We start from the raw sequence: 12,987 nt of genomic DNA on the forward strand, positions 1-12,987 counted from the left end.
AGAAGAAGTTAAGAAGAAAATTGAGGAAGCAAACAAAGACAAATTCCCAGAAGGAACAAAAGTCGAAGTAGGCAAAGATGGAACAGCAACAATCACCTACCCAGATAATTCAGTAGATACTATTAATGGTAGTGATTTAGTTGAACAAAAAGTTAAAGCTACAGGAACAGAAGAATCTCCAAAGAGAAGATCTGAAAAATCAGCAATCAAAAATGATTATGTTAAAAAATCTGATAATGTAAAAACAGGAGTAGGATCAGCTACTGGTATAGTTGCAACAATAGCTGCCGCTGTTAGTGGACTTTTTGCATCAAAGAAAAGAAAAAATAAATAAGATTTTTATTAATCTATAATTTTTAAGAAGGTCATATGACCTTCTTTTTTTATATTGAATTACAATTATAAGGAGAATATGTATATAGGATTTTTAGATATTTATGATATAATAATATATATAATTTAATATCTTATAATATGAATAAATAATTTATTGAGTTTCTACAGCCTTATTATAATCAAGGAAAGGAGAGATAGCTGAGCTTGAAAGATTAGAAAATGATTACCAAAGGTTAAAAGAAATTTATGATATAGTAGCCATTATAGACAATACAAATAAAGATAAGATATCAGCTAAAGAAAATAAAAGTTTTAGAAAAACTCAAAATACTAAAAAATTTAAGAAAATTAAAGAAGAAATTAAATCAGAAAATATCAAATCTCGTGTAACAAGTATAAGTGCAATCATTGCAATCCTTATAGCGAGTACATTTGCTTTATTTGTTAGCAAAAAAAGAAGAAAATAACATTTACTAAAACCGGGGCCTAAGCTTCGGTTTTTTGTAAAAAATATTTTTTGGGTATAGGTATAATGAAAACTTTAAAGGAGGAATTATGGAAAAAGTATTAGTATTTTTGGCAGACGGCTGTGAAGAAGTAGAAGCTCTTACAGTAGTGGATTATCTTAGAAGAGCTGATATAAAAGTAGATACAGCTTCTATAAAAGATGATCTCAATGTATGTGGCTCTCATGATATTATTATTAAGGCAGATAAGAGAATAGATGAGATAAATAACGATGAATACTCTGCTATTTATATACCAGGAGGTACAAAGGCAGCTGAAAGATTAAGAGATGACGATAGGGTTATTGAAGTTGTAAAAAACTTTGAAAATACAGGAAAAATAATATCTGCGATTTGTGCAGGTCCAATAGTTCTAGATAGGGCAGGTGTATTAAAAAATAAAAAATGTGTATCTTTTCCATCTATAGAAGACGAACTTAAAGATATTGGAGAATATAAAAAAGATGAGTTAGTGGTAGAAGATGGTAATGTTTTAACATCCAGAGGAGCTGCTACAACAATTTATCTAGCTTTAAAATTAGTAGAAAAGATTAAGGGAGAAGAAGCAAAGGAGAACTTAAAACCAACTATTCAACAAAATTTCGTTGAAAAGTATTTTGAATTTAAATATTAATAAAATTTTAAAAGTATATATTAAAATGTCCTCTTAAATCAAAGAGGATATTTTAGTTAAGATGCTTTATTTTTGCTTTCAGCTTATTTGTGATAGGTATAGAGAACTCTAATAAAATACTTAATATTATAAGATTTTTATTTTAATAAATATATGAAATGAAAAACAGTTAATATGATATTATTTTAAATTAAATATATTTGCTATTATATCCTATTACTATATTTTTTAAAGATATATTTATGGATTTAGTGATTTTTCGTCAGATTAGTTTCGCATAAGTAAGTTTTTTCATATATTTATTTTATATCTTATTATAGTGTATTTTAGCCAAAATTCTAAATTCTTTTATTACTTAACTTTGTTTTAAAAAAAATCTCTATGTGTTAAAATATAATAATACAAGGGATTTATTTTTTATTTAAGTAAATTAATATAGATGTATGGAGGTATTATGAAAAAGATAGGTAAAGTTTTATTAGCTTTTTTGCTAACTATAGCTGTAGGCTTTACTGGTTTTACTCTGGGCAAAAACTCATCTAATGATAACCCTATGATGAGTGAGGAAAATCAAAAACATATGGCTCAGATGGATGCCATGAAAAAGCTTATAGATGAAAATTTCTTATTTGATTATGATGAGAGTAAGTTATATGATGGATCATTAAGAGGGATGTTTGAAAGTCTTAATGATCCTTATACTTCTTTTTATAGTAAGGAAGAATTTGACAAGCTTATGGAAAGTGTTAATGGAGAATATGCAGGAATTGGTGTAATTGTCCAAGCAAGTGAAGAAGGCTATATTAAGGCTATTTCTGTATTTGATGATTCTCCTGCACAAAAAGCTGGGATAAAATCTGGAGATTACATTACAAAGGTCGGAGATAAGTCTTATAGTGCAAATGAATTAGAAAAGGCAGTAAGCGAGATTAAAGGTGATGTAGGAAGTGAAGTTAAGATTACAGTCCTAAGACTCAAAGAAGATGGAAAAACTGAAGAAATTGAGTTTAATGTAAAAAGAGAAAATGTTAAGATTGATACAGTTGATAGTAAAATCGTAGAAAAAGATGACAAGAAAATTGGCTATATAAAATTAAAACAATTTGAAGAAGTTACAAAGGAAGATTTTGCAAAAGAACTTCAAAGTGTTAAAGCTCAAAATGTAAATGGTATTGTACTTGATTTAAGGAATAATCCAGGTGGAAACCTAGATGTGTGTTTGGCTATAGCTGATACATTTCTTGATGAGGGAGTTATAGTATCTACTGTAGATAAAAAGGGAAAAGAAATAGTAGAAAAAAGCGATAGTGAAGCTGATACTACCCCTATGACAGTGCTTATAAATGAAAATTCCGCTTCAGCTTCTGAAATATTGGCGGGAGCTTTTAAAGATAGAGCTAGGGCTAAGATTGTTGGCAAAACATCATTTGGTAAGGGAATTGTTCAAAAAATTTTCCCATTTGAAGATGGAACTGGTGTAAAGATTACAATTAGTGAATATTTCACACCAAACAAAACTAAAATCCATAAAATCGGTGTAAAACCTGATGTAGAGGTTGATAATGACAAAGACTTTAGCTTAGATATAGAAAATCTTGATAAGGATAAACAGTTTCAAAAGGCCCTAGAGGTCTTATTAGAAGATATAAAGGGATGATAATATGGAAAGCTACAACAGTGAGCAAAGAATTGCAGAGCTTGAAGAGCTTTTGAGGGCTAAGGATATTCCTAATTTAAAGGATTCCCTTAGGAGAACTAATCCAGTAGATATAGAAGAGTTTATGTCAGATCTTGACAATGAACAATCTTTGATTGTCTTCAGATTGCTTAGAAAAGACGATGCAGCAGAAGTATTTGCAGAGCTAAAAAATGAGGGTAAACACAGACTTTTAACCTCTATAACAGATCCTGAAATTGATTCTATAGTTAACGCATTGAACTTCGATGATGTAATAGATACTCTTGAAGAGATGCCAGCGACTGTAGTTAAGAGGATGCTTAAAAACTCTGACGCAGAAACTCGTAAAAAGGTTAATGAATTTTTGCAATTTCCAGAAGATTCTGCCGGAAGCTTGATGACTACAGAATTTGTAGAAGTAAAGCCAGAAATGACATGCAAAGAAGTTTTAGATAGGATAAAAAAGGTTGGTTCAACAAAAGTTACTATATATACTTGTTATGTAACTAGTAAGAGAAAATCCTTACTAGGATATGTTTCACTAAGACTTATTGTAACTAGTGATTCAGATACAAAAGTAAAAGATTTGATGTATGAAGATGTTATTAGTGTAGAAGCCTATGAGGACCAAGAGGAGGTTGCCAAAACTTTTATGAGGTATGGTTTTACTGCTCTTCCTGTAGTAGATAGTGAAAGACGTCTTATAGGAATTATCACAGTAGATGATATCATGGACGTAATGGAACTTGAGGCTACAGAGGACTTCCAAAGAATGGCAGCTATTACTCCAGACGAAGAAGAGTATTCTACAACATCAGCCTTTAAGCTTGCCAAAAATAGGCTTCCTTGGCTTATGTTTTTGATGATATCAGCTTCTTTTACATCAACTATACTCAAGTCAAGTCAACAGGTTATAGAGTCAATTATAGCTCTTAATATGTTTATACCTATGCTTACAGACTCAGGTGGAAATGCAGGAAGCCAATCATCAACTCTAGTTATTCGTGGTATGGCTACAGGTGATGTTGAGCTTAAAGATTGGTATAAGGTGGTATTTAAGGAACTTCAAATAGGACTAATGATAGGTTTAGTTATGGCTATAGTTGCCTTTGGTAAATGTATGTTATTTGATAAGGTAGGTTCTGAAGTTTCTCTTATAGTTGCCCTAACCATATTTATTATTATAGTTATAGCAAAGGTTGTAGGAGCCCTACTTCCTATGGGAGCCAAAAAAATCGGCTTTGACCCAGCCATTATGGCAAGCCCACTTATAACAACTATAGTAGACTCAATTGGTTTATTATGCTACTTTGAAGTTGCAAAAATCATAATGGGTATCTAGGTAAATATTAATTATAAAAGGGGCTGTTGCAAAATTTATTAATTTTGCAACAGCCCCGTTTATTGTATTTATAGATTAATTGTTTTTTTCATTTTCTTTAAGATCTTCTTTTACTTCTTCATTAACAGCTTCTTTGATATTTTTATTATCTATTATTGAAGATTCAATAAGTCTATCAAGTTTTTCTTTTTCCACTTTTCCAAATTCTTCACTATCATCTAGTTTTCTCTTGGTTAGGACATTAATGCCAAATCTTCTTCTCATTTCATGTTTAATTTCTTTTCTTTCATTGAACCATGATAAAACAAGAATTGTAGTAAGGAACATTCCTAAAAATCCTAATATTGGATAAAGAACTGACATAAGTTGTTTAAAACCTAAAAATGATAGGGCAAATCCTATAAGGGTAAAGATAACAAGATTTCTTCTAGATTTATTTTCAGTATCAGAAAATCTTCTTGCAGCAGCATAAAATAAGGATATGGCAGTATTAAATATCATTCCAAATATTATTATTGACATTAACAACCCTAGGTATGGGTGAATTTCCTCTAAAACTATTTGCATAGGTATATCAGAATCTTTTACATTTGGCAGCTGAAAAAATAGGGTGAATCCCACAAGTCCAGTTAGTATTGCTACTAAAAGTCCTCCCAACATTCCACCAATTCCAGCCTTAGCCGAGTTTGTTCTAGATCCGCCTAGTACAAATGCCATTGATATGCCACTCATCATGCATAGACCAAAATAGTTAATTGTAGAAAGCCCTATATTTGGTAGGGGATTAGGAAGTGATTTTCCTAGCGAATTAAGCATATTCCAATTTGGTTTTACTTTAACAAATGTAAAGATTGCTCCGATTATTGCAAAAATAATTATAAGTGGTGTAAAAGCTCCTATAACTTGGGTTACTTTTTCAAAGTCTAGCATTCCAACAAAGATTATAAGTAAGGTACAAATAAGAGCACCAACCCAAGCCTTAAAACCAAATTGTTGTTTAAGATTTGAACCTGCTCCTGCTATCATTACAAATCCCATCAAAAAGCAGTTTACTATAAGGGAAAAGTCCATAAATTTACTCACATATTTATTTGATATTTCATCAAGGACATCAATATGGCTTTCTGCTAAATAATGGCTTCCTAGTTGTAATATAATACCGCCTATAAGTATATGCAAAACGCCGACTATAATAAGTCCAGAAAGTCCTGGTGTGCCAAAGGATATAAAGTATTGCATAAGCTCTTGTCCGCTTGCAAGTCCTGCTCCTGTAAGTACACCTACGTAGGCTAGCATTATACTTATTGTTTTTTTATTCATTTTTTCTCCAGTTCTTAAGTTTTAAGAAAATTGATTAATAACAACTTTCTTGATTTTTTCTTCAATTTCTTCTCTGCTTGGTAAGTCTAATACCTCTGCTGTTGCAGTAGCAGCAGCAACCGCTACCTTATATGCTTCAAGCGGATCACTTGTTCTTACAAATGTTCCAATAAATCCACCTATCATAGCATCACGACAAGATACAGAATTAACTAAATTTTTGATTTCAATTTCTTCAGCTACATAGGAATGTCCATCCCTTGTAAAGAACATGGAACCCTTTTTACCATAGGATACTATAGCATTTTGAGCACCCATTTCTATGATTTTTTTTCCGTATTTATCAATATCTTCTAGAGATTCTATTTTAACATCAAAAATTATACTTAGGTCATCACTATTAGGCTTAACAAGGATAGGTTTTTCTTTTATAACGTCTTTCAAATATTCCGCCGGAATATCAGCTATAAAGTTGGCCCTATTTGCTTTAGCTATAGATACCATTCTTGAGTATATATCATTGTCCAACTTGTCTTTTAAAGGTGGAACAGAGCCTCCCATTATTATAGTATCACCTTCGCCAACCCTTGATAAATAATAAAGAAGTTCATTTATTTCCTCATGGCTTATATATGGCCCCTTAGAATTTATTGTGGTTTCATTTTTATCAAGCAAAAGCTTGATATTTGTTCTGTTAGAGCCTTTTATTTCAACAAAATCAGTCATGATTTTATCTTTTTCTAACCATTCTTCTATAAAAGCTCCTTGATGACCTCCTATAAATCCAGTTGCAATAGTTGGTATGTTAAGTTGATTTAAAACTCTAGAAACATTGATGGCCTTTCCACCAGGAAGGGTAAATTCATTAGAAACGTGATTTTTATCACCAAAATTAAAATTTTCAACTTCTAAAAATACGTCAACTGACGGGTTAAGAGTTACTGTGTATATCATAATTCCTCCATTAACTTTACTTCTATATTAATCATATCCTAAAGTTATAAATTGCTTCTATAATTTCTTCCATATGAAGCCCTCTTGACCCCTTTACAAAGACAAGGCTAGATTTTGTTATTATTTGCTTTAACTTGTCAATTAAATCATCTTTATTTTCAAAATGAAGAGATCTATTTTTTGAGAAGTTTTTAAGGCTTGCCTTGTGCATTTGTTTTGAAAGAGGTCCATAGAATAAAACATAGTCAATTTTTTTAGGATCTATTTCAAGACCTGACTCATAGTGAAGTTTCTCTTCATCCTCTCCAAGTTCAAGCATATCTCCTAATACAGCGATTTTGTTCATGTATCCATCAAGTATTCCTGCAAGGTTTAGCCCTTCTCTTAAGGATTGAGGATTAGATTTATAGGCATCATTAAGGATATCAAAGCCATTTCTTTGGATAAGTTCATTCCTATTTCCAGTATTACTTGCTTTTAGTAGGCCGTTGTTAATATCTTTGTATGAAAGCTCAAAGATTTTTCCAATCAAAACTGCCAAGGCTGCATTGTAAACTTGGTGGGCTCCAAGTAGTGGAACGGTATATTCCTCATCTTTATAGATAAATCTTGTGTAAGTATTTGTAAGACTTAAAGATTTAACCTTAAAATCGACATCATCATTTTGACCAAAAGTTAGGACTTTTTGTGATAGCTTATAGTTTGGAAATACCTTTTTTAGGATTTCGTCATCACCATTGTAGATAAATAATCCATCTTCTTTTAAACCTTCTATTATTTCAAACTTAGCTTTTGCAATGCCTTCTCTTGTTTTAAGTTTAAGAAGATGGGCATCACCTATATTTGTTATAGCTGCTATATCAGGTCTTGCAATGTTTGTAAGAAGAGATATTTCTCCAAAATCATCTGTACCCATTTCTACAACTCCTATCTCAGTATCATCTGAAAATGATAGGATAGTTCTTGGTACACCTATTTCATTATTTAGGTTGCCATGAGTTTTTTCAACTCTGTACTTTTCTGATAATACTGCATGTATTAGGTTTTTGGTTGTAGTTTTTCCATTTGAACCTGTAAGGGCAATTATTGTTATATCAAGTTCATTCCTATAAGCTTTGGCTAAGTCTTGGAGAGCTTTTTTTGTATCATCTACTATGCAATATGGAATAGTGACTGACTTTGGAACCTTGAAATTTTTATCTATCAAAAAGCAAGGAGCTCCAGCTTTTTCACATTCTTCTATAAAGATTCTACCATCAAATTTTTCACCAACTATGGGTATATAAAGATTTCCATTTTGTATAGTTCTAGAGTCTATAGAAACTCCTCTAATAATAACATCAGAAGATGATGGATCTGAAATTTCTCCACCAAGCATCTTACAAATGTGACCTAGCGTTCTTTCAATCATTTAAAACTCCTTTTTTATATCTTTTAAAACCTTCATCTATAAGTAGGTCTAAAACTTCTGTAAAATTTAGGCCAAAGGAAATTTCACAAAGTCTTGCAAAAAATGATGAAGGTGTGAAACCTGGGAAGGTATTTATTTCATTTATAAAGAAGTCATGGTCTCTATAAAATATGTCAACTCTTGCAAATCCTTCACAATCACAAGCCTTATAGCATTTTATTGCAAAGTCTTTAAGCCTTTTTTCATCATCTTCGTCCATTTCATAAGGAAGGGCTTCTTTGGTAGACTTATCAAAGTATTTGGCATCATAGTCTAGAAATACATGGTCAGTTGTATAGGCACCTGGTCTACTTGCTTTAGGGTTAATATCTCCAATTACTGCGATTTCAACTTCTTGACCTCGAATAGCCTCTTCAACAAGAATTTTTTCATCATATTTTAGTGCTTCTTTTCCATATTCTTTTAAATCTTCAATATTTTCTGCCTTATTTACTCCTACTGATGAACCATTGGCAGAAGGTTTTACAATCATAGGAAATTTTATATATTCTACACATTTTTTTATAAAATTGTCATCAAAAGAATCTTTTTTTGCATAAAGGTATCTTGCCTGTGATAATTTGTTTTTTTCAAAAATATCATTAGCTGTAACCTTATCCATACATACTGATGATGATAAAAGACCATTTCCAATATAAGCAACATCAAGACAGTCTAAAAAACCTTGAATAGTTCCGTCTTCGCCATATGTTCCATGGATACATGGAATTATCATCAATTTATCCTTATCAAGGTCTTTTATATCTAATAAGAAATCAGAGATTGATTCAAGAAGGTTATCTTTACAATCCTTAACTAAGTCAAATTCATCATCTGTTTCATAAAAGTCAAAAGCTTTTGAAAAGCATCCTTTTTTGTTAACATAAACAATTTTTAGTTTATATTTGTCTTTGTTTAAATTTTTTGAAATGTTGAGGGCACTCCTTAGGGAAATATCATGCTCACTTGAAGGACCTCCACATAATAAATAAGTATTAATCATATATCTCTCCACATTAATTTTATATAAAAATTTTACTACATATTAGAATATAGGGCAAATAAAAGACTTATGGGAGATTCAACTTTGTCAGATGCTTTTATATTTTAGTCAATACTAGTATAGTATTGGTAGGATATTAGGAGGTAATATGGAATATAAAGATTTAGAACCAAAAGAAGTATTTCATTGGTTTGGAGAAATATCCAAAATACCAAGAGAAAGTGGAAATGAAAAGGAAATATCAGATTTCCTAGTAAACTTTGCTAAAGAAAGAAACTTAGAATATTGGCAAGATGATGTCTTAAATGTTTTTATAAAAAAAGAAGCAAGTCCAGGTTATGAAGATTATCCTTCAGTATTGCTTCAAGGTCATATGGATATGGTGGCTGTGAAAGAAGATGGATCAGATCATGATTTTAAAAAAGATCCAATCAAACTTTTACTTGATGGACAATGGCTTACAGCAGAGGCTACAACACTTGGAGCAGACGATGGGATAGCTTTAGCCTTTGCCCTTGCTATTTTAGATGATGATAAGATAGAACATGGTCCAATTTCAGTTCTCATAACTACAGGTGAGGAAACATCAATGGTTGGTGTTAATAACTTAGATACAGATAAACTAGAAAATCCAAAATATCTATTAAATATAGATAGTGAAGAAAATGGAATTCTCACTGTAGGATGTGCTGGGGGAATGGATATAGAATTTTCATTTGATAAAGAATATGAAAAATCTGATGGAGACTTTGTAGAAATTGAACTAAAGAATTTCCAAGGCGGTCACTCAGGAATGGAAATTGATAAGTATAGACTAAATGCTATTAAAGGACTTTTCCGTATGATAGATAGTCTAGAAGATGTAAGAATTGCAGAAGTTTCAGGTGGAGTTAAGAGAAATGCTATACCATCCCAAAGTAGGGCTATAATAGAAGTTAAAAACCTTGATAAATCTCTTAAAAAGTTAGAAGAAGTAAAAGAAGAAATTCTTCATGAATATAAAGGTTCTGATCCAAAGGGTGAGATAAAAATTAAAAGTGTAGAAAAGAGAAGTAAAGTTTTATCAAAGGATTTATCTCAAAGAATGACAGATGCAGTATTAGCAGTATCTGATGGAGTTGTCAAAAAATATAAGGGCTCTCTTGTAACAAGTTCAAACCTTGGTCTTATAGATGAAGATGAGGATAAGATTATTTTTATAGTACTTACTAGAAGTGAAGTTACATCAGCAAAAAGAGCAAGACGTGACCAAATTAAAAAGCAAGTTAAAGTCTATGGGGCAGAACTATATTCTCACAATGAATATCCTGGATGGGAAAGAGAAGACAGTATATTACTTGAGAAAATGATTAAAACATGGAAGGACTTATTTGGATACAATCCAAAAGTTCTAACAACTCATGGTGGACTTGAGTGTGGACTTTTAAAACAAGATTTAAAAGATACCCAAATGGTATCATTTGGTCCAGAGATTGAAGGTGCTCATTCTACAGATGAGAGGCTTAATATAGAATCTACTAAAAATAACTATAAATTCTTATTAGAATTATTAAAAAGATTAGATTGATTTATAAATGGATAAAATAAAGAGGGATAATGACCCTCTTTATATTTATTTTGCGAAAATATATAAAAAAGTTTTGTCAAATATTTTTTTAGTGATATAATAAATTCTAGAAAAGATTACAAATGATAGTATATAGGCTGAGTTATTTTATACATTAACGCAAGAAAGATTTTGTAAAATCGTTTGCTATTGTTTTTATTATAAAAACGTGTATAATAATAACTAAAGAATCTATTATATAAATAAAGTCTAAGATTATACTATTTTGAAATAGCAACGAATTAATGGAGGAATTATGTACGAGGAAAAAGTCACGCTTGTAAATGAAATCGGTTTACACGCTAGACCTGCATCAATCTTTATTAGAGAAGCAGTGAAACATGCTTGTGATATAAATGTTGAAAAAGATGGCAGATCTTATAATGCTAAATCTATTATGTCTGTACTTTCTATGAGTGCTGGTAAGGGTGATGAGATTACTATAAAAGCTCAAGGAGAAGGTGAAAAAGAAGCGGTTCAAGCTTTAGTTGATTTAGTTGAAAATGAATTAAGCGATTATTAGTTGAAATATAGTTTAAATAAAATAAAATACTTATTATAAGAGAACACTTTTATAAAAAGTGTTTTTTTTTGCTAGAAAAGGAGGGCTTATGAAAATAAAACTTTTGTTTACAAGTGACCTTCATGGCTATATTTTCCCTACTGACTATATTAGTAAGGAAGAAAAAAACATTGGCCTAAGTAAACTTTCTACTATTATTGAAGAAGAAAAAGATGAGAATACACTCTTAATAGATTTGGGTGATTTTATTCAAGGATCAGTCCTTGCTGAATATGTATATGAAAGTTCAAATATATCATATCTTGCAAATATTCTAAATACTATTGGATATGATATAGGAGTTTTAGGAAATCATGGTTTTAACTATGGTAAAGACTATGTAAAGAAATATATGAAATCCTGTAACTTTCCATACCTTTGTGCAAATATCAAAGAAAATGGCAAAGATTTTGCAAAAGAGTATGAGGTAATTGAAAAAAATGGAATAAAAATTGGGATTATTGGGCTTTCAACGCAGTATATAAAAAATTGGGAATTAGAGGATAATATCAAGGATCTTTTTTTTGAATCAGCCTTTGAAAAGGCAAAAGAGCTTTCAGAAAAATTAAGAGATAAGGTAGATATTTTAGTAATAGCTTACCATGGAGGTTTTGAAAAAGATCTTGAAACAGGGGAGATAACTGATACTAATATCGGAGAGAATGAAGGGTATAGAATCTTAAAGGAAATTCCAGGAATTGATGTAATTCTTACAGGCCATCAACATAGAAAATTATCTCAAATAATTGATGATGTAGCTATTTGTCAGCCAGGCTATAGAGGAGAGTTTTTGGGAAAGGTTGAGATTTTACTTGATGATGATAAAAACATTATAAATAAAGAAGTATCTTTAAAAGACACAAGGTTTGTAGACGACCCCACCCCCACCCCCCCGCCCCCCCCCCAGATAGAAGAATCGATGGCAGATTGGTTAAATGAAGAATTGGGGGTAGGAGATGACCTTAGAATTTTAGATACAAATTATGCAAGATTTCATGGACATCCTTATCCTAATTTTGTAAATAAGGTTCAACTAGAAAATTCAGATGCTGATATTTCTTCTACTGCCATATTTCTTATGGAGGCACCTGGACTTGGCAAAAATATTGCAAGAAGGGATATACTAAACAACTATCCTTTCAATAATACTCTTGCAGTAATTGAAATTAATGGAAGAGAGCTTAAAGAGGCTCTTTGCTTAAATTCGATGTACTTCATTAAGAAAAATGGAGACTTTGAGGTAAATGAGTCCTATCTTAAACCTAAAATAAAATGCTACAATTATGATTTTTATTATGGTATAGAATATATTTATGACTTAAATAAATCGCTCAATCAAAGACTAGTAAGCTTAAAATATAAGGGAAAAGAAGTAAAAGATGATGACAAATTTAAGCTTGTTACTAACCAATATAGGGCCTTGGGTGGAGGAGATTATTGGATGTTTAAGGGAAAAGAGATTATTTATTCTGTAGATAAGCCTATAAATAGAATGTTAATAGATTATGTTAAAAGAGAAGATTATATAAAAGCAGATAGGAAAATTAATTTCAAATTTATAAGATAAATGTTAAAATTTCAAGTTTTGACAATTCA

10 protein-coding genes and 1 pseudogene are annotated in these 12,987 nt (G+C 30.9%); 7 read left to right on the plus strand and 4 right to left on the minus strand.

Annotation, left to right across the window (positions count from 1 at the left end; all coding sequences use genetic code 11):
* From SOR60_RS07895 to mgtE, 4 genes and pseudogenes are all read left to right on the plus strand, one after another.
* Positions 1–334: pseudogene (locus SOR60_RS07895) on the plus strand (hypothetical protein); the annotation flags it as partial.
* 557 nt (positions 335–891) lie between these two features.
* Positions 892–1,476 (plus strand): DJ-1 family glyoxalase III, encoded by a 585-nt coding sequence (locus tag SOR60_RS07900; protein ID WP_154541674.1) that lies wholly within the window; start codon positions 892–894, stop codon positions 1,474–1,476.
* A gap of 454 nt (positions 1,477–1,930) precedes the next feature.
* Positions 1,931–3,133 carry a S41 family peptidase gene (locus tag SOR60_RS07905; RefSeq protein WP_320595639.1) on the plus strand — a complete coding sequence of 401 codons (1,203 nt, stop codon included), beginning with the start codon at positions 1,931–1,933 and terminating at the stop codon, positions 3,131–3,133.
* 4 nt (positions 3,134–3,137) lie between these two features.
* The gene (gene mgtE, locus SOR60_RS07910; RefSeq protein ID WP_154541678.1) at positions 3,138–4,496 is read left to right on the plus strand and encodes a magnesium transporter; all 1,359 of its coding nucleotides are present in this window, start codon (positions 3,138–3,140) and stop codon (positions 4,494–4,496) included.
* 75 nt (positions 4,497–4,571) lie between these two features.
* Here the strand turns inward: mgtE and SOR60_RS07915 are convergent, their stop codons facing one another.
* Genes SOR60_RS07915 through SOR60_RS07930 form a run of 4 tightly spaced genes read right to left on the minus strand, consistent with a single transcriptional unit; the run spans position 4,572 to position 9,223 of the window.
* Positions 4,572–5,816, minus strand: coding sequence for a YkvI family membrane protein (locus SOR60_RS07915; protein WP_320595640.1), 1,245 nt, complete (start codon positions 5,814–5,816; stop codon positions 4,572–4,574).
* Positions 5,817–5,837: 21 nt separating this feature from the next.
* A complete protein-coding gene (locus tag SOR60_RS07920) occupies positions 5,838–6,770 on the minus strand; it encodes a 1-phosphofructokinase family hexose kinase (RefSeq protein WP_154541682.1) in 933 nt (310 codons plus the stop codon).
* Positions 6,771–6,801: 31 nt separating this feature from the next.
* A complete protein-coding gene (locus SOR60_RS07925; protein ID WP_176269852.1) occupies positions 6,802–8,181 on the minus strand; it encodes a UDP-N-acetylmuramoyl-tripeptide--D-alanyl-D-alanine ligase in 1,380 nt (459 codons plus the stop codon).
* Positions 8,174–9,223 carry a D-alanine--D-alanine ligase family protein gene (locus tag SOR60_RS07930; protein WP_154541686.1) on the minus strand — a complete coding sequence of 350 codons (1,050 nt, stop codon included), beginning with the start codon at positions 9,221–9,223 and terminating at the stop codon, positions 8,174–8,176. The genes SOR60_RS07925 and SOR60_RS07930 overlap by 8 nt, the downstream gene beginning before the upstream one ends.
* Positions 9,224–9,371: 148 nt before the next feature.
* On the opposite strand from SOR60_RS07930, the gene pepD reads away from it, so the two are divergent.
* The 3 genes from pepD to SOR60_RS07945 all read left to right on the plus strand — a co-directional run bounded on the left by pepD (position 9,372) and on the right by SOR60_RS07945 (position 12,958).
* A complete protein-coding gene (gene pepD / locus SOR60_RS07935; RefSeq protein WP_320595641.1) occupies positions 9,372–10,790 on the plus strand; it encodes a beta-Ala-His dipeptidase in 1,419 nt (472 codons plus the stop codon).
* A 295-nt stretch (positions 10,791–11,085) separates the two neighbouring features.
* Positions 11,086–11,352 carry an HPr family phosphocarrier protein gene (locus SOR60_RS07940; protein WP_154541690.1) on the plus strand — a complete coding sequence of 89 codons (267 nt, stop codon included), beginning with the start codon at positions 11,086–11,088 and terminating at the stop codon, positions 11,350–11,352.
* A gap of 88 nt (positions 11,353–11,440) precedes the next feature.
* Positions 11,441–12,958, plus strand: coding sequence for a bifunctional metallophosphatase/5'-nucleotidase (locus SOR60_RS07945; protein ID WP_320595642.1), 1,518 nt, complete (start codon positions 11,441–11,443; stop codon positions 12,956–12,958).
* The last annotated feature ends 29 nt before the right edge of the window (positions 12,959–12,987 follow it).

It is taken from the genome of Anaerococcus porci (assembly GCF_034090325.1).
Lineage (GTDB): Bacteria > Bacillota > Clostridia > Tissierellales > Peptoniphilaceae > Anaerococcus > Anaerococcus porci.

Excerpts from the sequence above, each read along its gene's own strand:
- mgtE (WP_154541678.1), top strand. The coding sequence starts at position 3,138 with ATGGAAAGCTACAACAGTGAGCAAAGAATTGCAGAGCTTGAAGAGCTT.
- SOR60_RS07900 (WP_154541674.1), top strand. The coding sequence starts at position 892 with ATGGAAAAAGTATTAGTATTTTTGGCAGACGGCTGTGAAGAAGTAGAA.
- SOR60_RS07915 (WP_320595640.1), bottom strand. The coding sequence starts at position 5,816 with ATGAATAAAAAAACAATAAGTATAATGCTAGCCTACGTAGGTGTACTT.
- SOR60_RS07945 (WP_320595642.1), top strand. The coding sequence starts at position 11,441 with ATGAAAATAAAACTTTTGTTTACAAGTGACCTTCATGGCTATATTTTC.
- SOR60_RS07940 (WP_154541690.1), top strand. The coding sequence starts at position 11,086 with ATGTACGAGGAAAAAGTCACGCTTGTAAATGAAATCGGTTTACACGCT.
- SOR60_RS07925 (WP_176269852.1), bottom strand. The coding sequence starts at position 8,181 with ATGATTGAAAGAACGCTAGGTCACATTTGTAAGATGCTTGGTGGAGAA.
- SOR60_RS07930 (WP_154541686.1), bottom strand. The coding sequence starts at position 9,223 with ATGATTAATACTTATTTATTATGTGGAGGTCCTTCAAGTGAGCATGAT.
- SOR60_RS07905 (WP_320595639.1), top strand. The coding sequence starts at position 1,931 with ATGAAAAAGATAGGTAAAGTTTTATTAGCTTTTTTGCTAACTATAGCT.
- pepD (WP_320595641.1), top strand. The coding sequence starts at position 9,372 with ATGGAATATAAAGATTTAGAACCAAAAGAAGTATTTCATTGGTTTGGA.
- SOR60_RS07920 (WP_154541682.1), bottom strand. The coding sequence starts at position 6,770 with ATGATATACACAGTAACTCTTAACCCGTCAGTTGACGTATTTTTAGAA.